This is a genomic window from Amycolatopsis sp. NPDC045836, assembly GCF_056431745.1.
This window is the reverse complement of record NZ_JBWKKF010000022.1, coordinates 99,967-119,903: the sequence shown is the minus strand read 5'-3', so window position 1 is coordinate 119,903 and position 19,937 is coordinate 99,967. Positions and strand designations below refer to the sequence as shown.

Genomic DNA, 19,937 nt, shown 5'->3' with positions numbered 1-19,937 from the left:
GATGCCCTGCAGACAGAGCCGGTCCGGCACACGCCCACGACCGGCGTTGCGGTTCCTGCGCGGCACCACCGGCAACAACGGCTCGATCCGCTCCCGCAGATCGTCCGAGACGATCCACGGCGGTGACTCACCCCTGCTCACGACCGAACATGATCCACAACGGACACGGCCAACACCACCACATTGATCATTTTGTTAGGACCACTAAGTCAGGACGGCTTTGCCCGCTTGCCTGGGTTCTCGTGGTGCTGGTGGGGCACCGAGCCGGGTGATCGGGCGTACGGGGTGGCATCGGGGAGGGAGGCGAGCCGTGGTGGGTCAGTGGTCACGGGCGGCGAGGTCGGCGCTTTGCAGGTACGCCATGGCCGCGACCCAGTGCGGGTCGGTGGCGCGGCGTTCGAGTTCGGCGGCATCGACGTCTTCCACGCGCGTGTGGATCCACCACAGGTTGTCGAAGGGGTCGAGCACCCGGCACACCCGGTCCCCGAACGGGGCGGTGGTGGGCCGGGTGAGCGAACGGCCGCCCGCATCGAGGGCCCGCTGGTGGGTGGCATCGCAGTCGGGCAGGTACAGGCGCAGGAAGCTGGGCGTGGGCGGCCAGCCGGGGCGCTTGTCGAACGCCATCACGATGGCGTCGCCGATGCGGAACTCGGCGTGGCCGATGTAGCCGTGTTCGTCGGCCACGCGGAAGATCTCCTCGGCGCCGAAAGCGGCGGTGGCGAATTCGATCAGCTTGCCGGTGTTCTCGGAGATGATCCACGGGGTGACGGTGGAGTACCCGGCGGGAACCCCGTTCACGGCGTTGGTCTGGCTCATGGTGCGCTCCTCGGTTGTCGTGGTGCGCACCAAGTTAGAAGGTGAGTAGGTCAGCTTCGGTCCTACTTGCTTCGCGGCTGCGGACCGAGCCCGGCGGCACCCCCTGCACCCGCTTGAACGCCCGGCTGAACGCGGCCTCGGACTGGTAGCCGAGCCTGCCCGCCACCTCGGCGACGGTGGCGCCCTCCTCCCGCAGCGCGGTCAGCGCGACGTTCATCCGCCACCGGGTGACGTAGTGCATCGCGGGCTCGCCGACCAGTTCGGTGAACCGGGCGGCGAAGGCCGAGCGCGACATGGCCAGTTCGCCCGCCAGCGACGCGACGGTCCAGTCGCGGGCGGCGTCGCGGTGGATCAACGAGATCGCCCGGCCGATCTGGCGGTCCTGCAGGGCGCCGAGCCAGCCGGTGCGGGCCACCGGATCGGTTTCCATCCACGAGCGGATGGCCTGGATGACCAGGATGTCCGAGAGCCGGGTGATCACCGTTTCGCCGCCGGGGCGCGGCTGGGCGGCTTCAGCGATCATCAGCCGCAGGCTGGCCTGCAGCCATTCGCCGTGCGGGGATTCGGCCGCGGCCACGCGGATCAGCCGCGGCAGCAGTTCGAGCAGTTTGCTCGCCGCCGGGTGGTCGAAGCGGACCGCACCGCAGATGATGCCGCCGACCGGGCCGCCACCGCCGTGCCGCAGGATCGCGTACCGATCGCTGACGTACTCGTGCGGCAGCGTCTCGATCGCCGAGGCAGGCAGCGCGGGATCGGTCCACAGCGTGTGGCCGCGGCCGTGCGGGACCAGTGCGAGGTCGCCGGGGCGCAGTTCGCCCGGTTCGGCGCCCTCGACCGAGAGCGTGCAGGCGCCCGCGGTGACGACGTGGAACCACAGGCAGTCCCGGATCGCCGGAATCCTCACGTGCCACGGATCGCTCAGTTCGGAGCGGCAGTAGAAGGCGCCGCTCATCCGCAGGAAGTGCAGTGCCTCGCCGAGTGGGTCCGCCGGCGCCGGAATGTCGCCCGTTTTCATCACCGGCGAGTATGCGGGCAGCCGAGATCGTTCGTCCACAGCGACTGGACGAACGAGCACGAAACAGCGACGGATGCTCATGGTTTGTCCAGCCCGCCCCGGTCATAGTTGGACGCACGGCAAACCGGCCAATCAGGAGGACACGATGATCACCGTGCTGGGCGCGACCGGGAACACCGGCGGCGGGATCGCCCGACTGCTGCTGGCGGCGGGGGAACCGGTGCGGGCGGTGGGCCGCTCGGCGGAGCGGCTGGCCCCGTTGCGGGAGGCCGGTGCCGAACTCGCCATCGGTGACGCCGCCGATCCGGCCTTCCTCACCGAGGCGTTCCGCGGCGCCGACGCCGCGTACACCCTGCTGCACACCGCGCCGGAGATCGAGGACTACTTCGCCGAGCAGGACCGCAAGGGCGAGGCGATCGTCCAGGCGATCCGCGCGGCCGGCCTGCGGCACGTGGTGGCGCTGAGCAGTGTGGGGGCGGACCGGCCCTCGGGCACCGGCTTCATCACCAGCCTGCACACGCAGGAACAGCGGCTGCGCACCCTGGAAAACACCAGCGTGCTGGTGTTGCGGCCGGGGTCGTTCTTCGAGAACTTCCACGCGTCGCTGGGCCTGATCAAGGAGACCGGGTTCAACACCGACTCGGTGGCGCCGGAGGCGAAGATCCCGATGATCGCCGCACGGGACGTCGCCGAGGTCGCCGCGGCCGCGCTGCGCGAGCGGAACTGGACCGGCGTGGTGGTCCGCGAACTGCTCGGCGAGCGCGACCTCAGCTACGCCGAAGCCACCCGCGTCCTGGGCGAGCACCTCGGACTGCCGGAGCTGCCGTATCTGCCGATGCCCGGCGAGCAGATGACCGGAATCCTGCGGCAGGCCGGGTTTTCGGCCGGATCGGCGCGGCTGCACGTGGAGATGACCGCGGCCTTCGGCGACGGCACGATCGCCGCCACCGGCGAGCGCACCACCGCGAACTCCACGCCGACGCGGTTCGAGGACTTCGTGCCCGAACTGGTCCGCGCCTACCACCAGCTGTGACACCCTCCCGCCCACGACACCGAGGAGCCGACGATGCCCGACGCCCTGATCTCCGCAGTGACCCTGGCCGCCGCCGTCGGCGCCGGCCTCAACGGCGGCCTGTTCTTCGTCTTCTCCGCCTTCATGATGCGGGTGCTCGCCGACCTGCCGCCCGAACAGGGGCTGACCGCGATGCAGGCGGTCAACCGGCGCATCCTCAGCCCCCTGTTCGGCCTGGTGTTCGGCGGCACCACGCTGCTGTGCCTGTTCCTGGCGGTGGTCACGCCGTTTTCGGGCCAGCCCGGCAGCGGGTGGCGGCTGGGCGGCGCGCTGCTGCTGGTGCTCGGCATGTTCACCGTCACCGTGGTGTTCAGCGTGCCGCTGAACAACGCGCTCGAGGCCGCCGACGCCGGTAGCGCCGAAGGCGTCGCCTTCTGGCGTGAGCGGTACCTGGGCCGCTGGACCGCGTGGAATCATCTGCGCACCTTCGCCTGCACCGGTGCCGCCGCCGCGCTGGTCATCGCCTACGGGGCCACGGCGTGAACGGCTGCCCGGCGGACCGGGATCAGCGTCGGGGCCGGGTCGGTGGTCAGGAACCGGGTGACGATCGTGGTGACCAGGCCGGGCTGGTCCTGCAGGACCGCGTGGGAGGCGCCGGGCACCACCGCCAGTTCGGCCTCGGGCAGGCCGCGGTAGAGGGCCAGGGTGTGCTCGGCGTGGACCAGGTCGTCGTCGGCGGCCACCACCAGCGTCCGGCAGCTCACCCCGGCCAGGTCCTCGGCGGTGCGGGAGGGGTCGGGATTGGCCGGGTCGGTCAGTTTGGCGAAGACCACCGGGAAGTGCCCGGCGCCGTCCGGGGAGACTTCGCCGTAGTGGTCGATGACCGGCTGCGGCATCTCCCCGTCCGGGTCGGGCCGCATCATGAAGCCCTCGGCGGCGAAGACGGAGCTGATCAGCACCAGCCCGCGCACCAGGTCGGGGCGGCGCAGCGCGGTGAGCAGTGCGATGAACCCGCCGTCGCTGTAGCCGACCAGCCGCACCGGTTCGCCCACCACCCGCTCCAGGAACGCGATGGTGTCCTCGGTCATCTGCTCGTGGGTGATGGGCCCCGGCACGTCGGCGGTGCGGCCGTGGCCGCGGCGGTCGAACCGGTACACGCGGAAGTGCTCGTTGAGCGCGTCGAGGTTGCCGGTGAACTCCCGCGCGTCGCTGAACCCGCCGTGCAGCAGCACCACCGGCTCGCCCGCCCCCCGCACGTCGTACCAGGTGCGTGTGCCGTGGAATTCGATGTACTGGCCCATGTTGTTCTCCCTCGTCAGACCGGGTCTGTCTCCCTCCCGACGAACTGAAGCACGGCACACCGACAACTTCGATCGAAGAGCACGAACGCGCTGGGTAACCTGTCCCCCATGATCGGGCGGAACGGCTGATGGCGGCGACCACCCGGCTGCTCGTGCTCGGCGCGCTCCGCGAGACCGGCCCGGTGCACGGCTACGACCTGCGCCGCGAGCTGTTGTCCTGGGGCGCGGCCGAATGGGCCAACGTCGCGCCCGGTTCGATCTACAACGCGCTGAAGTCGCTGGAGAAGGAAGAGCTGGTCGAGGTGGCGGGCACCGGCAGGCAGGGCGCGCGGCCCGAGCGCACCACCTACCGGCTCACCGACGCCGGTGAAGCGGAGTTCCGGCGGCTGCTGCGGGAGAACCTGTGGGACACCCGGGTGCCGCACCACCCGCTGCTGGTGGGCCTGGCGTTCTTCCCGCACCTGCCCGCCGCGGAACTGGCCGGGGCGATGCGGCGGCGGGCCGAAGACCTGCGGGCGCGCGCGGAGGCGATCCGCGAGGACGTCCGGTCGATCCTGGCGGGCGGGCCGATCCCGCGGCACGTGGCCGAGAGCTACCGGTTCGAGGCCGCCCAGCTCGACGGGGAAGCGAGCTGGGCGGCCGGTTTCGCCGAGCGGCTGGACCGCGGCGAGTACACCTGATCAGGAGCGGATTTCGGCCCGTTCGCTGTCGCCGTCGGACAGGAACGACGCCAGTGCCGCGCCCTCCTCGCCGACGGCTGTGCGCTCGGCCCGGGTCAAGGGCCGCAGCGGGGTGATCGACACGGTGTCCCGCTGGACCGTCCAGGTCGCCGAAACCCGCCCGTCGACGAGCACGACCCGCGTCCCGGCGACCGAGAGCCCGCGGTGTTCGTCGTCGATGATGCGGCTGCGGTCGTGGTAACCGAGGATCGCGTTGTCGAACGCCGGGAGGAACCGCACCGGGGCGGGGGTGTCCGGGTCCGGTCGTGGTGCGTCGGGCAGATCCAGCAGTTCGCGGCCGCGTTCGTCGCGGAAGCTGACCAGTTCCCCGCGGACCGCGGCCACCGCGGCGGGCAGCCCGGCCAGCCCGCTCCAGGCCCGCAGGTCGGCCGTGGCGGCCGGCCCGTACGCGGCGAGGTAGCGCCGGACCAGCGTTTCGCCGACCGGGTCGGTGCCGTCCGGGGCGGGCGGGTCGATCTCCCGGCCGAGCCAGGTCGCGACCGGGAGGTACTGCACCCCGGCCTTGGCCCGCCACAGCCCGCGCGGGGGCAGCTGCACCATCGGGATGAGGCCGGCGACCAGCATTTCGCCCAGTGGCCGCGGTCCGGCCGCCGGCCACCGCGGCGCCACCGCCCGCGCCAGCTCGGGCATCGAGCGGGGTTGCCCGTCGGCCAGCACCGCCAGCCCCGCCTCGGCGAGTTCGCCGAGGTCGACCCCGCCGAGTTCGGCGCGGTAGGTGCCGAGCACGCGCTGGCGCAGCATGGCGTCGTGGCGGGCCCGCCAGGCCAGCACGTCCTCGGCGGTGAGCAGGTGCACGGTGCGGCGCATCAGGTGCGTGCGCACCACCTGCCGCCCGGTCAGCAGGTCCGAGAGCACCGCCGGGTCGAAGGCCCGCAGCCGCGACCAGAGCCCGGTGAACGGTTCCTGGGGTTCCTGGGCCTGCAGGCCGCCGAGGTGCGCGACGGCGTCGAGCACGGGCAGCTCGGCGCGGTCGAGCAGCAGCTGGCGGGCGAGCGCGGCGCGGTTGAGCGCGCGGGTGTCGAGCACGGTCATGCGGCCGCGCGCTCCTCGGCCGGGCGCCGCCGCAGCGACACCTCGGTGAGCTCCGGTGGGGTGTAGGCCACGTCGAGCGGGCCGAGATCGGTGCCGGGGGCCACGATCCGGTCGATCCGGTCCAGCACGTCGGCGTCGAGGGTGACCGCGGCCCCGGCGAGCAGGTCGTCGAGTTGCTCGGGGGTGCGCGGGCCGATGATGGCCGAGGTGACGCCGGGATGGGTGATGGCGAAGGCCATCGACAGGTGGGTCAGCGACAAGCCGGCCTCCTCGGCCACGGGGATGAGTGCTTCGACGGCGTCCAGTTTGCGCGCATCGGTCAGGTGCCGGGGCACCCAGGCCATCCGCGCGCCGCGTGGTGCGGGCCCGCCCCGGCGGTAGCGGCCGGTGAGCAGCCCCATCGCCAGCGGGCTCCACACCAGCACGCCCACACCGTGGCGGCGGCAGGCGGGCAGCACCTCCCGTTCGATGCCGCGGTTGAGGACGGAGTAGGCGGGCTGCTCGGTGCGGAACCGCATCAGCCCGCGTTTCTCGGCGACCCACTGGGCTTCGACGATCTCCGCGGCGGGCAGGTTCGACGAGCCGATGGCGCGCACCTTGCCGCTGCGCACCAGGTCGGTCAGCGCGGACAGCGTTTCCTCGATGTCGGTGCGCGGATCGGGGTGGTGGATCTGGTAGAGGTCGAGGTGGTCGGTGCGCAGGCGCCGCAGCGACTGCTCGACGGCGGTGACGATCCAGCGCCGTGAGCTGCCGCCGCGGTTGGGGTCCTGGCCCATCGAGCCGTTGCCCTTGGTGGCCAGCACGACGTCGTCGCGCCGGCCGGCCAGCGCCCGGCCGAGGATTTCCTCGGCTTCGGTGCCCGAGTACACGTCCGCGGTGTCGATGAAGTTGATCCCCGCGTCCAGCGCCCGGTGCGTCATGCGGACGCAGGCGTCGCGGTCGGGATTGCCCGCGCGGCCGAACATCATCGTGCCCAGGCAGTAGGGGCTGACCTGGATGCCGGTCCGCCCCAGTGCGCGCGTCCTCATGCGTGGTGTTCGCTCACGACGTCGAGGACCCAGACGACGCCGAACTGGTCCTTGAGCATGCCGTAGGCCGGGGACCAGCCCGCCGGGCCGAACGGCTGCACGACGACCGCGCCCTTGGACAGCCCGTCCCAGTAGCCGTTGACCTCTTCGGCGTCCTCGCCGCGCACGGAGGCGAAGAAGGCGTTCTCGCCCTGGTCGTAGTTCATCCGGGCGGGCACGTCGTAGGCCATGACGTGGAAGCCGTTGCCGGCGGTGACCTGGCCCCACATCACCCGGTCGGCTTCGGCGGGATCGGCGGCGTTCCCGGCGTCCTGGTAGGTCACCACGGCGAGGTCGCCGCCGAAGACGGACTGGTAGAACTCCAGCGCCGCGCGGGCGTCACCGCGGAAGTTCAGGTGGATGGTGGTCTTGACCGACATCTGTGGCCCCTTTTCCGGTTCCGCCGGGCTCCCTGCCCGGCATGAGCCCACGATGTCAGGGGTAGCGGCCAGGTTGTGGCCGCTACTTCGGGCAGAATCGCGCTCATGCCGAAAACTTCGGGACGGTTGCTGGCGTTGCTCTCGTTGTTGCAGGCCCGCCGGGACTGGCCGGGGGCGTTGCTGGCCGAGCGGCTGGACATCAGCCCGCGCACGGTGCGCCGCGATGTCGACCGCCTGCGGGAGCTGGGGTATCCGATCGTCGCGGTCAAGGGGCCCGACGGCGGTTACCGGCTGGAGGCGGGGGCGGAGTTGCCGCCGTTGCTGTTCGACGACGAGCAGGCCGTGGCGCTGGCGGTGGCGTTGCGGATCGCCACCTCCAGCGGGGTCGGCATCGAGGAGGCGGCGGCGCGGGCGCTGACCACCGTCCGGCAGGTGATGCCCACGCGGCTGCGCCGCCGCATCGACACCTTCCAGGTCACCGCCGAGGCCCGCCCGGGCACGCGGGTGGACAGCGGGGTGCTGATGGCGCTCAGCGCCGCGGTGCACGCGCGTGAGGTGCTGCGCTTCGACTATCCCGGGCAGGACGAACCGCGGCGGGTGCAGCCGCACCACCTGCTCACCCGGGCCGGGCGCTGGTACCTGGTCGCCTTCGACCTCGACCGCGGGGACTGGCGGATCTTCCGCGCCGACCGGATCGGCCCGCGGGTGCCGACCGGGCCGCGGTTCACCCCGCGCGAGGTGCCCGGTGGTGACGTGGCGGCGTTCGTGGCGAACCGGTTCCGCGGGGCCGGGGATTCCGGTGACTGGCCGTGCCGCGGTGAGGTGGTGCTGCACCTGCCCGCCGCCGAGGTGTCCCGGTACACCGGTGACGGTGTGGTCGAGGAACTCGGGCCGGACCGGTGCCGGCTGGTGCTGGGTTCGTGGTCGTGGGCGGGGCTGGCGGCGGCGGTCGGGCGGTTCGACGCCGACCTCGAGGTGGTGGGCCCGGCCGAGCTCAAGCACGCCTTCGCCCAGCTGGCCCGGCGGTACGCCCGCGCCGCCGACCTTGACCTTGATTAGTCAAGCTTGAATAATCTGGGTATGACCACCATGCGATACCGGCTGCTCGGCCGCAGCGGCGTGCGAGTGTCCGAAATCTGCCTCGGCACGATGATGTTCGGTTACCCCGGCCTGGGGGTGGCGACCGCCGACGAGGCCGCGGGCGCGCTCAAGCGGTTCGCCGACGCGGGCGGCAACTTCCTCGACACCGCGAACCGCTACGCCGGCGGCGAGAGCGAACGCGTGGTCGGTGAGCTGGTCCGGGCCGATCGCGATCGCTGGGTGCTGGGCACCAAGTACGGCTTGAGCACCGATCCGAGCGACGCGAACGCGGGCGGCACGCACCGGAAGAGCCTGCGCCGCGCGGTCGAGGCGAGCCTGCGGCGGCTGGGCACCGACTACCTCGACCTGTACTGGGTGCACATCTGGGACGCCTACACCCCGATCGAGGAGGTCGTCACCGCGCTCGACGAACTCGTGCGCGCGGGCAAGGTGCTCTACCTCGGCATCTCCGACACCCCGGCGTGGCTGGTGGCCAGGGCGGTGACGCTGGCCGAGGCACGCGGGCTGACCCCGTTCTCGGCGATCCAGGTGCCCTACAGCCTCGTCGAGCGCACGGTGGAGCGGGAACTGCTGCCGATGGCCAAGGCGCTGGACCTGGCGGTCACCGGCTGGGCACCGCTCGGCGGGGGCCTGCTGACCGGGCGTTACGGCTCCGACCGGGCCCGTCCGGCCGACGGCCGCCGGGCCGGTGGGGAGATCTCCGATCGGGAGCTGGCCATCGCCGACGCGCTCAACGCCGTGGCCGAGGCACGCGGCGCGAGCGCGAGCCAGGTCGCGCTCGCCTGGGTCCGCGCGCAGCAGCAGCGGGCGCTGACCATCCCGATCGTCGGCATCCGCAACGAAGCCCAGCTCGCGGACAACCTGCACCTGGTCGAGCTGGAACCGGAGGAACTGCGGCGCCTCGACGAGGCCAGCGCCCTGAACCCGGAGTTCCCGCACGACTTCACCGGGGAGAACTACGCCCACGGCGACGCCGTGGTGGACTACCACCGGGTCCGCTCCGGCGCCTGAGGTGGGTCTGGCCCCACCGGGTGGTGGGGCCAGACCGGTACTGCCCGGCTCTCGCTGTTCCTAGCGTCATCGGCATGACGAATTCGGTGATCCGGAAGTGCATCGCGCTCTTCGGGCTGGTCAGTGCCCTGGTGCTGGTGACGGTGGCCGTGGTCGCGGTGTGGCACGGCACGGTGAACGCGTTCATGTGGGTGCGGGCGGTGCTGCTGCTGGCACTGGCGCCGGTGTTGCACCGGCTGGCGGTGCGCGCGTCCGGGACGGGCCTGGCGCGGCTGCGGGCGGTGGCCACGGTGCTGCCGGTCGCGATCGTCGCGGTCGATCTGCTCCCGGGGGTCTGCCCTTGGTGGTACGCGGTGCTGCAGGGCCTGTCGGCGGTGCCGTTGCTCGTGGTCGCGGTCCTCATCCGCCGCCCGGTGCCGGCAGATGCCTAGGATCGGGCGGATGGCACGGGCGGCGGCGGTGGGCTTGGGCAGGGCGGTGTCGCTGGCTGCCGCGGCGCTGGTGGTGCCGGTGCTCTCGGTCGTTCCCGCGGCAGTGGCCGGGCTGCTGGGCTCGCCCTGGTCGTGGACCAGTGTGTGGTCGTGGCTGGGCTGGTCGATCCTCTTCGGTGTGCTCGCCCTGGTCTTCGCCCGGCCGGTCGGCACGTTCTTCCGCCGCCGGGTGGCCCGCTGGCAGGGCCTGCTGATCGAGGACGGCTACCGGCCGCCCGGGCCGGAGCCGGTGCCGCTGGCGACCGGGTACTGGTGGAACGGGCACTCCTACGAGCGCACCCGCCGGGACGCCGAGCTGGACCGGCGGTGGCGGCGGGTCTTCGGCGATCCGGCCTACTGGCGGGACGTGCGGTGGCTGCCGATCGCGGCGGTCACGGTGGGACCGGTGTGCGCGGTGCCCGCGGTGGCGCTGGTCTGCGCGGTGCTCACCCTGCTCGACCCGGGGCCGGTGTCCGCCGCCGCCGGGGTGCTGCTGGTGGCGGCGGCCGTGGCCGCGGCTCCTCGTGCCTGGCGGATCGCCGGTCCGCTGGCCGGGCGGTGGCTCCGGCTGCCCGACGGTGCCGCGGAGCGCGTGCGGGCGCTGGAGGCCCAGCGTGCCGATCTGACCAGGGCGCAGGCGGCGGAGATCCGCCGCATCGAGCGTGATCTGCACGACGGGGCCCAGGCCCGCCTCGTGGCGGTGGGGTTGTCGCTGGCCACCGCGGAACGGCTGCTCGACCACGATCCCGAGCACGCCAGGGCGCTGCTGCGGGAAGCACGGCAGGGTACGGCGACCTCACTGGCCGAGTTGCGTGAGCTGGTCCGCGGGTGCAGCCGCCGGTGCTAGTCGAACGCGGTCTGGCCGACGCGGTCCGCGCACTCGCCCTGGACAGCCCGCTGGAGGTCGTGGTCACCGCTGAGCCGGCCGGGCGGCTGGACGCCCCGGTCGAGGCCGCGGTGTACTTCGGTGTGGCCGAACTGCTGGCCAACGCGGCCAAGCACGCGGCGGGGGCGAAAGCGTGGGTGCGGATCCACCGGCCGGGCGCGGCCGTGGTGGTGGAGGTGACCGACGACGGGCCGGGCGGGGCGGTCGTGGTGCCCGGTGGCGGGCTGGACGGCATCAGCCGCCGGCTCGGTGCTTTCGCGGGCACCCTGACCGTGGACAGCCCGCCGGGTGGGCCGACCGTGGCAAGGGTGGTGGTTCCGTGCGCGTAGTCGTCGCGGAAGACCTCTACCTGTTGCGCGATGGCATCGTCCGCCTGGTGGAGGCTTTCGGGCACGAGGTCGTCGCCACGGCCGCCACCGGGCCGGAAACCCTCGACGCGTTGCTGACCCAGCGGCCGGACGTGGCGGTGGTCGACGTGCGCATGCCGCCGACGAACCGCGACGAGGGGCTGACCGCGGCGCTCGCCGCCCGCCGGGCGGTTCCGGGGCTGCCGGTGCTGGTCCTGTCCCAGCACGTCGAGCAGCTCTACGCGCGTGAGCTGGTCGCCGACCAGGCCGGTGGGGTCGGTTACCTGCTCAAGGAGAGCGTGTTCGACGCCGAGCAGTTTCTCGATGCCCTCGACCGGGTCGCCGCGGGCGGCACCGCGCTCGACCCCGCCGTCGTCACCAAGCTGCTCGCCCGTTCGACCGCGGCCCCGCAGCTGGCGCGGCTCACCGACCGGGAACGGTCCGTGCTGGTCCTCATGGCCGAGGGCCTGTCCAACGCCGCCATCGCCCGGCGCCTGTTCCTCAGCGAGAGCGCGATCAGCAAGTACACCACGACCACCTTCGACAAGCTCGGCATCCAGGCCGACGACACCGCCAACCGGCGGGTCCTGGCCGTGCTGACCTACCTCGGCCACACCCGGGCCTGAGCGGCCTCAGCCGGGGGCCTCTCCCCTGGCGCAGGCGGCGGCGCGCTCGGTGAGCAGGGTGCGTTCACGCTCGTTCCTGGTCATGCCCGCGGCCCGCTCGAACTCGGCGCGGGCTTCGTCGAAGCGGCCCAGTTTGGCCAGGAAGTCACCGCGGACCGACGGCAGCAGGTGGTAGTTGCCCAGCGACGGTTCGGCCAGCAGCGGGTCGGCCAGCGCGAGCCCGGCGCCCGGGCCGAACGCCATCGAGTGCGCGACCGCCCGGTTCAGCTCCACCACCGGGGAGCCGGAGATCCGGGCCAGTTCGTCGTAGAGCTCGGTGATGCGCTGCCAGTCGGTCTCGTCGGCGGTGCGGGCGCGGGCGTGACAGGCCACGATCGCCGCTTGCAGCGCGTACGGGCCGAGTGTGGTGCTGGTGGCTTCGGCGCGCTCGAGCGCGTCGAAGCCGCGGCGGATGAGCAGCTGGTCCCAGCGGGTGCGGTCCTGCTCGAGCAGCAGCACGGGTTCCCCGGCGGGGCCCAGGCGCGCGCGGGAGCGGGAGGCCTGGATCTCCATCAGCGCGACCAGGCCGTGCACCTCGGATTCCTTCGGGGTCAGCTCGGCGAGCACGCGGCCGAGGCGCAGTGCTTCCTCGCACAGCGCGGGGCGCATCCAGTCGTCGCCCGCGGTGGCCGAGTAGCCCTCGTTGAAGATCAGGTAGATCACTTCGAGCACCGAGGCGAGCCGTTCGGCGCGTTCGGCTTCCTCGGGGACCTCGAAGGGCACCTTCGCCTCGGCGAGGGTGCGCTTGGCGCGCACGATCCGCTGCTGCACGGTCGATTCCGAGGCCAGGAAGGCGCGGGCGATCTCCTTGGAGGTCAGGCCGCCGAGCATGCGCAGGGTCAGCGCGACCCTGGCTTCGGTGCTGAGCACCGGGTGGCAGGCGGTGAACACCAGGCGCAGCAGGTCGTCGCCGATGTCGTCGCCGTTGAGCACGGCGTCTTCGGGCGCGTTGGGCGCGTCGGTCTCCATGTCGTGGCCGAGCACCTCGATCTTGCGCTCGAGGGTTTCGCGGCGCCGGATCTGGTCGATGGCGCGGCGTTTGCCGATGGTCATCAGCCACGCGCCGGGGTTGCGCGGCACCCCGCTTTCCGGCCACTGCTCGAGCGCGGCCACCAGCGCGTCCTGCGCGAGTTCCTCGGCGAGGCCGACGTCGCGCACCATCCTGGCCAGTCCGGCGATCAGCCGGGCCGCCTCGATCCGCCAGACCGCCTCGATCGCGGCGTGCGTTTCGGTAGCCGTCATCACCGCATCACAGCACTGTCGTTGTCGCCGCCGCAAGCGGCGCGCCCGACCCTGGCGGCGATCTCCCGCAGGTGCTCGACGAGTTCGGGGGGTGAGTGCACTTCGAACTCGCAGCCGAGCATCACCAGCCGGGCGGCCAGCCATTCCAGGGTGTCGCCGTAGCCGTGCAGGCGGCAGCTGTGCTCGCCGAGCGGTTCGAGGTGGCCGCCGGTGTCGCCGAGCCGGGTGCGGGCCTGCTCGATCGGCAGGTGCAGGGTGGCTTCGGCTTCGTGGACCGGGACCAGGGAGTACAGGCGGCTGGTGAGGTAGGTGGCGGCGTCGCCGGCGGGCAGTGCGCGGGGCTGGGCGCGGGCGCCGGTGGCCAGCGGGCCGCTGATGCGGTCGGCGCGGTAGATGCGCCAGTCGTCGCGGTCGAGGTCGAAGGCGACCAGGTACCAGCGGTGCCCGGCGCAGACCAGGCGGTGTGGTTCGGTGTGCCGCTTGCCGTCGGCGCCTTCGCCGGTGCGGTAGGAAAACCGCAGCCGTTCGCGGTTGGTGACCGCGGCGGCGATCGTGGTGAGCACGGCCGGGTCGACGGTCTGGGTGCCGGGGTTCAGCGCGGGCACGGTGGCGCCGCTGAGCGCGCCGACGCGGTAACGCAGCCGGGCGGGCAGCACCTGTTCGAGTTTGGTCAGGGCCCGCACGGAGGCTTCCTCGATGCCGGTGACCGCGCCCCCGGCCGCGGTGCGCAGGCCGAGCGCGATGGCGACCGCTTCCTCGTCGTCGAGCAGCAGCGGTGGCAGCGCGGCGCCGGCGACCAGGCGGTAACCGCCTTCGGCGCCCATGCTGGCTTCGACCGGGTAGCCGAGGTCGCGCAGCCGGTCGATGTCGCGGCGGATGGTGCGCGGGCTGACGCCGAGGCGCTCGGCCAGTTCGCTGCCGGGCCATTCGCGCGGGGTCTGCAGCAGCGAGAGCAGGCTGAGCAGCCGGGCGGTGGCGGGCTTGGCGTCGGTCACGGCGCCCAGGATGCCAGCGAAGTAGGACAGTTCCGGGCCTAATAGCTCGTCTCAGCAGGTTGACCTGGTGGTTGATCATGATGGTGGGCAGGCGGATCCCACGGCCACTGATCCGGCCCCGGTCGGAATTCCGGTTGCCTCGTCGTCGGGACCGCGATCCGGCGACGAGGCATGACTGCGTGCCGCACGGAGCGGCTATGCCGTGACCTCGATGCCCACGCCGGCGGGATCCGGCACGACGTTGGTGGCCGCGGCCGTGACCGCCCACAGCCGACCGGCGAGCACGGGTCGGCTGCGGTGGCCGAGCGCCGGGCGGGGCCGGCCGGACCGCGGGTCTCGAACCACCTGGCCGGGCCGAGGTAGTCGGCGCCGTGCACCGGTCCGAAGGCGGCGGCGAGCTGCGGCAGGATCCCGGCGGACACGGGCTGGGAGGTGATGCGGTCCGGGAGCCGCAGCAGACGTGACCGCCACGCACCACCACGGGCCAGGGCGTTCTCCAGCAGCTCCGACTTCGTCAACCCCGGGTGCGCGGCGACCGACAGCACGGGGTCGCCGGCCTGGCGGAGCCGCCGATCGAGTTCCGCGGTGAACAGCAGGTTCGCCAGCTTCGAGGCGCCGTAGGCGAGCGTGGGCGAGCAGGGACGCCGTTCCCAGTGCAGGTCGGTGAGGTCGAGTCCGCCGGTGCGGTGCCCGGGGCTGGACGTGGTCACCACCCGGCAGGGCCGGCCGGGCCGAGGTGGTTCGTGCCGATCTGGAGCTCGAACCCGTCACGGGTCCGCTCGTGCGGGCCCAGCGAGAGATCGCGGCATTGTTGATCAGGACGTCGACGTGGTCGCCGGTCCGGTCGCGGAGGTCCGCCGCCGCCGCTCGGACCGACTCCAGGTCGGCGAGGTCGAGCAGGACGGTTTCGGCGTGTCCGGCCTTCTTGTTCCCGGCGAACACCCCGGTCGCCGCCGAGGCGGCCGGCCGAGCGCCCCCGCTACGCCGCGCTGCTCATGTCGAGCGCGCACGGCATCGCCAGCATGGAGCGCAGCGGGCATCTGCCCAAGGACAGGTGGCAGGTCGATGTGGACCAGCTCGTGCGCATGCTGGTCGAGTCGATCCGGCCGCGTACCGGCGACGCCGATACCGGTTAGTGGCGCGTCACGCGACCTTGGCCGGGTGCTGGGTCCAGGTTCGGCCGGGTGCCCGGCACCACCGGATCAGGCCCGCTGGTAGCGCTCGTAGACCACGCGTGAGCCGAAGGTCCTGGTTTCGGCCAGGCGCAACGGGATGCGGGAGGTGACCGGCGGCAGGAAGGGCAGGCCGCCGCCGACGATGACCGGGTAGCGGAACAGGCGGAATTCGCCGACCAGGCCCAGTTCGATCGCCGAGGAGGCCAGCCCGGCGCCGCCGATCTCGACGTCGTTGTCGGTCTCGCCGAGGGCGGCGGCGACTTCTTCGGCCAGCGGCGCCTGCGCGAGCCGGGCGTTGCCTTCGACGCTGCCGAGCGTGCGGCTGAACACGATCTTCGGGATGGCGGCCCAGATCCCGGCGAAGGTGCTGCTGGCTTCGTCGGCGCGCATCGACGGGTCGGTTTCCCACGGCAGCATGGCTTGGTAGAGGTGGCGGCCGCACAGGCAGGCGCTGAGTTCGCGGACCCGTTCGGTGTGGAAGGCGAACAACTCGTCGTCGGGCACGGTCCACTCGAACCCGCCGTCGCGATCGGTGATGAAGCCGTCCACCGAAACGCTCATCGAGTAGATCAGCATGGCGCCCAGCATGCCACGAAGCGGGCATCCCCCGTGCCGGAAACGAGGGATGCCCACTCCCCTCCTCAGGCCGAGAGGTCCTGCCGCAGGAATTGCGCGGTGTAGGAGCCGGTGGTTTCCAGCAGTCCCGCCGGTGGGCCTTCGTACAGCACGGTCCCGCCGCCGCTGCCGCCTTCGGGGCCGAGGTCGACGATCCAGTCGGCGTTGCGGATGACGTCGAGGTTGTGCTCGATGACGATCACCGTGTTCCCCCGGTCCACCAGCCGTTCCATGATCTCCAGCAGGTGCCCGACGTCGGACATGTGCAGCCCGGTGGTCGGCTCGTCCATCACGTACACCGAGCCCGCCTTGTGCAGTTCGGTGGCGAGCTTGATGCGCTGGCACTCACCCCCGGACAGGGTGCTCAGCGGCTGCCCGAGCTTCAGGTAGTCCAGCCCGACGTCGTTGACCGCGCGCAGCACCTCCCGCAGCTTCTTCTCGGTGAAGAACTCCATCGCTTCGGCCGCGGTCATCTCCAGCACGTCGCTGATCGAACGGCCGCGCAGTTTGTGTTCGAGCACGTCGTCGGAGAACCGCCGCCCGCCGCAGATCTCGCACACCGATTTGAGCCCGTCCATGAACGCCAGGTCGGTGTAGATCACCCCGAGGCCCTGGCAGTTCTCGCAGGCCCCTTTCGAGTTGGCGCTGAACAGCGAGGGGCTCACGCCGTTGGCCTTGGCGAACAGCTTGCGGATGCCGTCGAGCAGCCCGGTGTAGGTGGCGGTGTTCGAGCGGCGTGAGGTGCCGGCCGCGGCCTGGTCGATCACGATGGCGTCCGGGTGCTCGGCCAGGAACGCGTCGTTGACCAGTGAACTCTTGCCCGAGCCCGCCACCCCGGTGACCACGGTGAGCACCCCGGCCGGGAACCGCACGGTGAGGTCCTTGAGGTTGTGGCTGTTGGCCCCGGCCACGGTGTACCAGCCCGAGGGCCGGCGCGGGGTGGTCTTCAGCGGCAGCCGGTTGCGCAGGAACCGCCCGGTGAGCGTGTCGGCTCGGGCGAGTTCGGCGACGCTGCCTTCGAAGACGATCCGGCCGCCGCGGGAACCGGCGTGCGGGCCCATGTCGACCACGTGGTCGGCGATGGCGATCACGTCGGGGTCGTGTTCGACCACGAGCACGGTGTTGCCCTTGTCGCGCAGCTTGACCAGCAGTTCGTTGAGCCGGTGCACGTCACGCGCGTGCAGCCCGACGCTCGGCTCGTCGAAGATGTACATCATCTCGATCAGGCTGCTCGACAGGTGCCGCACCATCTTGATCCGCTGGGACTCCCCGCCCGAGAGCGTGGTGGTCTCGCGGTCGAGGCTGAGGTAGCCCAGGCCGATGGCGACGAGGTTGCCGATGCGGTCGATCAGGCTGTCCAGCACGGTCTTGGCCGTGGGGACCTCCAGTTCGCCGAGCACGGTGACCAGTTCCGCGGCTTCCATCGCGGTGAGCTCGGCGATGTTGTAACCGCCGATCCGGCTCTCGAGCGCGGCCCGGCTGAGCCGGGTGCCCTCGCACGCCGGGCACACCCGGGTGGTGACGAACCGCTGGAAGATCTCGCGGTTGCGGTCGGACATGCCGTCCTTTTTGATGTAGAGCCGGGTGAACCGGTCCACCAGGCCCTCGTACTTGGCGTTCATCGACCCGCCCTGCCACTGCACGCGCAGCTTGCCTTCGCCGTGCAGGAGCTGGTGCCACTCCCCGGGGTCGTAGTCGGCCAGCGGTTTGTCGTTGTCGAAGAAACCGGAGCCGGTGTAGGAGCCCAGCACCCAGCCGCCGACGGCGAAGTCGGGGTGCTGCACGGCACCTTCGTTGAGCGATTTGGACCGGTCGAGGAACTTGTCCAGGTCCAGCTGCACCGACCGGCCCAGGCCCTCGCACTCCGGGCACATGCCCTGCGGGTCGTTGAAGGAGAAGGCGTTGGAGTACCCGGCGTGCGGCTGCCCGGCGCGGGAGAACAGCAGGCGCAGCAACGGGTTGATGTCGGTGATGGTGCCCACGGTCGAGCGGGAGTTCCCGCCCAGCCGCTTCTGGTCGATGATGATCGCCGCGGAGATGTTCTCGATCTCGTCGAGGTCGGGCTGGCCGTAGCTGGGCAGGAAGTTGCGGGCGAAGGCGGTGAAGGTCTCGTTGAGCTGGCGCTGGGCCTCCGCGGCGATGGTGTCGAACACCAGCGAGGACTTCCCGGAGCCGGACACGCCGGTGAACACGGTGATCTGCCGCTTGGGGATGCTCAGCGAGACGTTGCCGAGGTTGTTCTCCCTGGCCCCGGTGATGCGGATGTCGTCGGTGTGGGCCATCAGCGGAACGCCTCCACGTTGGCGGCGGCCCATTGGGCGTAGGTGGTGCCGGGGCGGCCCATGAGTTGCTCGTAACCCGGTTCGGGCACCTGCGGGTGCTCGGTGGCTTCGGCGAACCCGTCGAGCAGCCAGTCGGCCACCTCGCCGGGGATGCCGTGGTCCAGCCAGTTCCGGCGGTGCTCGGCCCTGGTCAGCTCCCGGAACTCGATTTCGGTGCCAAGCGCGGCGGCGATGGCCCGCACCTGGCCGAGCTGGGTGATCGTCTCCGGGCCGCTGAGGGGGTAGGTGCGGCCGGTGTGCCCGGTCTCGGTGAGCACCTTCGCCGCCACGCGGGCGATGTCGCCCAGGTCGATCGGGGTCTGCGCGGCGTGCGGGTAGGCCGAGCTGACCGTCCTGCCTGCCTTGATCTCCTCCGCCCAGCCCAGGGTGTTGCCGGCGAACACCCCGGGCCGCAGGAAGGTCCAGTCGAAGCCCGCGGCCCGCACCGCGCGCTCGACCCTGAGGTAGTGGGCCCCGCTGGAGCCCTCGCGTTCCTCTTCGTCGGCGTTGCTGCCCGAAAGCGCCACGACCCGGCCCACCCCGGCCTCGGTGGCCAGCCGGGTGAACTCCTCCACGGTGCCGGGCAGCGGCGCCAGGTACACCGCCTCGGCCCCCTTCAGCGCGGCGGGCAGCGTGGCCGGCCTGCCGAGGTAGCCGGTGACCACCTCGACCCCCGGCGGCAGCGCCGCCTTCTCCGGGTTCACGGTCAGCGCCCGCACCGGCGCCCCCAGTGCCACCAGCTCGTCGACGACCAGGCGGCCGACGCTGCCGGTAGCTCCCGTGACCAGAATCGTCACCAGTCCCCACTCCTTTTACGTATCCCGCACGAGAACAACTAGCGTACACCATACGGGAATGTAGGATCCAGGGTTGTGACGGTGGAACACAGTGGTGGTGGCGACCCGGACCGCAGCCTGCGCCTGCTCTGGCGCGACCGCGCCGAGCCCGGGCCCGGGCGGGGCCGCAGACCGCGGCTGAGCCTGGAGGCGATCGTGGCCGCGGCCATCCGCGTCGCCGACGCCGACGGGCTGGCCGCGGCCTCGATGCACCGGGTGGCCAAGGAGCTGGGGGCGGGCACGATGACGCTCTACTCCTACGTGCCCGCGAAGGACGAGCTGCTCGACCTGATGGTCGACGCCGCGTGGCGCGAGGGCACGCTGCCCGGTCCCGGCGAGCCGAGACCGGGCAGCTGGCGGGAGCAGGTCGTGCTGTACTCCGAGCGCACCCGCGAGACCTACCGGCGCCACCCCTGGCTGCGGGAGGTGTCGATGACCCGGCCCGCGCTCGGGCCGGGCCTGATGAGCCGCCAGGAGTACCTGCTCTCCGCCCTGGCCGGGACCGGGCTCACCCCCCGGCAGCTGGCCGCGGCGGCCGGCAGCATCACCACCTTCGTCAACGCCAACGCCGCGGTCGAGGCCGACACCGCCTACCTCGAGCGGGTCACCGGGCAGAGCACCGACACCTGGTGGCACCAGCGGCAGTTCTTCTGGGAGAACTACTTCGACCCCGCGGCCAACCCGACCATCGTCGAGGTGTGGGAGAACGGCGGGTTCGACCTCGGGGCGCGCGAGGCCGCTGCGGACGCCTACGACTTCGGGCTCAACCGGCTGCTCGACGGGATCGAGGCGCTGGTGGGCCCGGGTCAGGTGCCGTAGGCGTGGTGGGGGGGGGGGGGGCAAACAACACCCCCCCCCCCCCCCCCCCCCCCCCCCAAAAACCACGCCGGCGCTCTTCTTCCTTCTTCTT

General features: G+C 72.0%; 22 protein-coding genes. 11 read left to right on the top strand and 11 right to left on the bottom strand.

Features of this window, described 5'->3' with window-relative positions; translation table 11 throughout:
• Positions 1-318 precede the first annotated feature (318 nt).
• Together AC07EG_RS32745 and AC07EG_RS32740 are read right to left on the bottom strand one after the other, a co-directional pair.
• Positions 319-816: a VOC family protein gene (locus AC07EG_RS32745; RefSeq protein ID WP_478257101.1), complete on the bottom strand. Its 498-nt coding sequence runs from the start codon at positions 814-816 to the stop codon at positions 319-321.
• 34 nt (positions 817-850) lie between these two features.
• Positions 851-1,831 carry an AraC family transcriptional regulator gene (locus tag AC07EG_RS32740; RefSeq protein WP_478257100.1) on the bottom strand — a complete coding sequence of 327 codons (981 nt, stop codon included), beginning with the start codon at positions 1,829-1,831 and terminating at the stop codon, positions 851-853.
• Positions 1,832-1,976: 145 nt separating this feature from the next.
• On the opposite strand from AC07EG_RS32740, the gene AC07EG_RS32735 reads away from it, so the two are divergent.
• Both AC07EG_RS32735 and AC07EG_RS32730 read left to right on the top strand, forming a co-directional pair.
• Positions 1,977-2,864, top strand: a complete 888-nt coding sequence (locus AC07EG_RS32735; protein WP_478257099.1) for an NmrA family NAD(P)-binding protein — start codon at positions 1,977-1,979, stop codon at positions 2,862-2,864.
• Between the two features lie 33 nt (positions 2,865-2,897).
• A complete protein-coding gene (locus tag AC07EG_RS32730; RefSeq protein ID WP_478257098.1) occupies positions 2,898-3,386 on the top strand; it encodes an anthrone oxygenase family protein in 489 nt (162 codons plus the stop codon).
• On the opposite strand, the gene AC07EG_RS32725 is transcribed toward AC07EG_RS32730, so the two are convergent.
• Positions 3,368-4,144, bottom strand: coding sequence for an alpha/beta fold hydrolase (locus AC07EG_RS32725; protein ID WP_478257097.1), 777 nt, complete (start codon positions 4,142-4,144; stop codon positions 3,368-3,370). The two genes, AC07EG_RS32730 and AC07EG_RS32725, sit on opposite strands and share 19 nt — an antisense overlap.
• Positions 4,145-4,272: 128 nt before the next feature.
• Here AC07EG_RS32725 and AC07EG_RS32720 point away from each other — a divergent pair, with 128 nt between their 5' ends.
• Positions 4,273-4,824: a PadR family transcriptional regulator gene (locus tag AC07EG_RS32720; RefSeq protein WP_478257096.1), complete on the top strand. Its 552-nt coding sequence runs from the start codon at positions 4,273-4,275 to the stop codon at positions 4,822-4,824.
• Here the strand turns inward: AC07EG_RS32720 and AC07EG_RS32715 are convergent, their stop codons facing one another.
• Genes AC07EG_RS32715 through AC07EG_RS32705 form a run of 3 tightly spaced genes read right to left on the bottom strand, consistent with a single transcriptional unit; the run spans position 4,825 to position 7,363 of the window.
• Positions 4,825-5,916: a winged helix DNA-binding domain-containing protein gene (locus AC07EG_RS32715; RefSeq protein ID WP_478257095.1), complete on the bottom strand. Its 1,092-nt coding sequence runs from the start codon at positions 5,914-5,916 to the stop codon at positions 4,825-4,827. It abuts the gene before it with no gap.
• Positions 5,913-6,944: an aldo/keto reductase gene (locus tag AC07EG_RS32710; protein WP_478257094.1), complete on the bottom strand. Its 1,032-nt coding sequence runs from the start codon at positions 6,942-6,944 to the stop codon at positions 5,913-5,915. The genes AC07EG_RS32715 and AC07EG_RS32710 overlap by 4 nt, the downstream gene beginning before the upstream one ends.
• Positions 6,941-7,363, bottom strand: a complete 423-nt coding sequence (locus AC07EG_RS32705; RefSeq protein WP_478257093.1) for a VOC family protein — start codon at positions 7,361-7,363, stop codon at positions 6,941-6,943. The genes AC07EG_RS32710 and AC07EG_RS32705 overlap by 4 nt, the downstream gene beginning before the upstream one ends.
• A gap of 105 nt (positions 7,364-7,468) precedes the next feature.
• On the opposite strand from AC07EG_RS32705, the gene AC07EG_RS32700 reads away from it, so the two are divergent.
• The 6 genes from AC07EG_RS32700 to AC07EG_RS32675 all read left to right on the top strand — a co-directional run bounded on the left by AC07EG_RS32700 (position 7,469) and on the right by AC07EG_RS32675 (position 11,804).
• Positions 7,469-8,422: a helix-turn-helix transcriptional regulator gene (locus AC07EG_RS32700; protein ID WP_478257092.1), complete on the top strand. Its 954-nt coding sequence runs from the start codon at positions 7,469-7,471 to the stop codon at positions 8,420-8,422.
• A gap of 21 nt (positions 8,423-8,443) precedes the next feature.
• Positions 8,444-9,475, top strand: coding sequence for an aldo/keto reductase (locus AC07EG_RS32695; protein ID WP_478257091.1), 1,032 nt, complete (start codon positions 8,444-8,446; stop codon positions 9,473-9,475).
• Positions 9,476-9,549: 74 nt separating this feature from the next.
• On the top strand, positions 9,550-9,906 hold the full coding sequence (locus AC07EG_RS32690) for a hypothetical protein (RefSeq protein WP_478257090.1): 357 nt from the start codon (positions 9,550-9,552) through the stop codon (positions 9,904-9,906).
• A gap of 10 nt (positions 9,907-9,916) precedes the next feature.
• Positions 9,917-10,792, top strand: a complete 876-nt coding sequence (locus tag AC07EG_RS32685; protein WP_478257089.1) for a sensor histidine kinase — start codon at positions 9,917-9,919, stop codon at positions 10,790-10,792.
• Positions 10,786-11,160, top strand: a complete 375-nt coding sequence (locus AC07EG_RS32680; RefSeq protein WP_478257088.1) for an ATP-binding protein — start codon at positions 10,786-10,788, stop codon at positions 11,158-11,160. Before AC07EG_RS32685 ends, AC07EG_RS32680 begins: the two co-directional genes overlap by 7 nt.
• Positions 11,151-11,804 carry a response regulator transcription factor gene (locus AC07EG_RS32675; RefSeq protein ID WP_478257087.1) on the top strand — a complete coding sequence of 218 codons (654 nt, stop codon included), beginning with the start codon at positions 11,151-11,153 and terminating at the stop codon, positions 11,802-11,804. Before AC07EG_RS32680 ends, AC07EG_RS32675 begins: the two co-directional genes overlap by 10 nt.
• A 6-nt stretch (positions 11,805-11,810) precedes the next feature.
• On the opposite strand, the gene AC07EG_RS32670 is transcribed toward AC07EG_RS32675, so the two are convergent.
• Positions 11,811-13,085, bottom strand: a complete 1,275-nt coding sequence (locus tag AC07EG_RS32670) for an RNA polymerase sigma factor (protein ID WP_478257086.1) — start codon at positions 13,083-13,085, stop codon at positions 11,811-11,813.
• Positions 13,085-14,080, bottom strand: a complete 996-nt coding sequence (locus tag AC07EG_RS32665; protein WP_478257085.1) for a helix-turn-helix transcriptional regulator — start codon at positions 14,078-14,080, stop codon at positions 13,085-13,087. The genes AC07EG_RS32670 and AC07EG_RS32665 overlap by 1 nt, the downstream gene beginning before the upstream one ends.
• 995 nt (positions 14,081-15,075) lie before the next feature.
• Between AC07EG_RS32665 and AC07EG_RS32660 the strand changes: the two genes are divergently transcribed.
• Positions 15,076-15,216, top strand: coding sequence for a TetR-like C-terminal domain-containing protein (locus AC07EG_RS32660; RefSeq protein WP_478257084.1), 141 nt, complete (start codon positions 15,076-15,078; stop codon positions 15,214-15,216).
• A gap of 66 nt (positions 15,217-15,282) precedes the next feature.
• Here AC07EG_RS32660 and AC07EG_RS32655 read toward each other — a convergent pair whose 3' ends face one another.
• The 3 genes from AC07EG_RS32655 to AC07EG_RS32645 form a co-directional block, all read right to left on the bottom strand.
• A complete protein-coding gene (locus AC07EG_RS32655) occupies positions 15,283-15,831 on the bottom strand; it encodes a dihydrofolate reductase family protein (RefSeq protein WP_478257083.1) in 549 nt (182 codons plus the stop codon).
• A 65-nt stretch (positions 15,832-15,896) separates the two neighbouring features.
• Positions 15,897-18,152, bottom strand: a complete 2,256-nt coding sequence (locus AC07EG_RS32650; protein ID WP_478257082.1) for an ATP-binding cassette domain-containing protein — start codon at positions 18,150-18,152, stop codon at positions 15,897-15,899.
• Positions 18,152-18,988: an SDR family oxidoreductase gene (locus AC07EG_RS32645; protein WP_478257081.1), complete on the bottom strand. Its 837-nt coding sequence runs from the start codon at positions 18,986-18,988 to the stop codon at positions 18,152-18,154. Before AC07EG_RS32645 ends, AC07EG_RS32650 begins: the two co-directional genes overlap by 1 nt.
• Before the next feature lie 75 nt (positions 18,989-19,063).
• Between AC07EG_RS32645 and AC07EG_RS32640 the strand changes: the two genes are divergently transcribed.
• Positions 19,064-19,846 (top strand): TetR/AcrR family transcriptional regulator, encoded by a 783-nt coding sequence (locus AC07EG_RS32640; protein WP_478257080.1) that lies wholly within the window; start codon positions 19,064-19,066, stop codon positions 19,844-19,846.
• The last annotated feature ends 91 nt before the right edge of the window (positions 19,847-19,937 follow it).

Excerpts from the sequence above, each read along its gene's own strand:
- AC07EG_RS32690 (WP_478257090.1), top strand. The coding sequence starts at position 9,550 with ATGACGAATTCGGTGATCCGGAAGTGCATCGCGCTCTTCGGGCTGGTC.
- AC07EG_RS32735 (WP_478257099.1), top strand. The coding sequence starts at position 1,977 with ATGATCACCGTGCTGGGCGCGACCGGGAACACCGGCGGCGGGATCGCC.
- AC07EG_RS32715 (WP_478257095.1), bottom strand. The coding sequence starts at position 5,916 with ATGACCGTGCTCGACACCCGCGCGCTCAACCGCGCCGCGCTCGCCCGC.
- AC07EG_RS32700 (WP_478257092.1), top strand. The coding sequence starts at position 7,469 with ATGCCGAAAACTTCGGGACGGTTGCTGGCGTTGCTCTCGTTGTTGCAG.
- AC07EG_RS32670 (WP_478257086.1), bottom strand. The coding sequence starts at position 13,085 with ATGACGGCTACCGAAACGCACGCCGCGATCGAGGCGGTCTGGCGGATC.
- AC07EG_RS32650 (WP_478257082.1), bottom strand. The coding sequence starts at position 18,152 with ATGGCCCACACCGACGACATCCGCATCACCGGGGCCAGGGAGAACAAC.
- AC07EG_RS32695 (WP_478257091.1), top strand. The coding sequence starts at position 8,444 with ATGACCACCATGCGATACCGGCTGCTCGGCCGCAGCGGCGTGCGAGTG.
- AC07EG_RS32685 (WP_478257089.1), top strand. The coding sequence starts at position 9,917 with ATGGCACGGGCGGCGGCGGTGGGCTTGGGCAGGGCGGTGTCGCTGGCT.
- AC07EG_RS32710 (WP_478257094.1), bottom strand. The coding sequence starts at position 6,944 with ATGAGGACGCGCGCACTGGGGCGGACCGGCATCCAGGTCAGCCCCTAC.
- AC07EG_RS32660 (WP_478257084.1), top strand. The coding sequence starts at position 15,076 with ATGTCGAGCGCGCACGGCATCGCCAGCATGGAGCGCAGCGGGCATCTG.
- AC07EG_RS32705 (WP_478257093.1), bottom strand. The coding sequence starts at position 7,363 with ATGTCGGTCAAGACCACCATCCACCTGAACTTCCGCGGTGACGCCCGC.
- AC07EG_RS32745 (WP_478257101.1), bottom strand. The coding sequence starts at position 816 with ATGAGCCAGACCAACGCCGTGAACGGGGTTCCCGCCGGGTACTCCACC.
- AC07EG_RS32655 (WP_478257083.1), bottom strand. The coding sequence starts at position 15,831 with ATGCTGATCTACTCGATGAGCGTTTCGGTGGACGGCTTCATCACCGAT.
- AC07EG_RS32720 (WP_478257096.1), top strand. The coding sequence starts at position 4,273 with ATGGCGGCGACCACCCGGCTGCTCGTGCTCGGCGCGCTCCGCGAGACC.
- AC07EG_RS32730 (WP_478257098.1), top strand. The coding sequence starts at position 2,898 with ATGCCCGACGCCCTGATCTCCGCAGTGACCCTGGCCGCCGCCGTCGGC.
- AC07EG_RS32725 (WP_478257097.1), bottom strand. The coding sequence starts at position 4,144 with ATGGGCCAGTACATCGAATTCCACGGCACACGCACCTGGTACGACGTG.
- AC07EG_RS32740 (WP_478257100.1), bottom strand. The coding sequence starts at position 1,831 with ATGAAAACGGGCGACATTCCGGCGCCGGCGGACCCACTCGGCGAGGCA.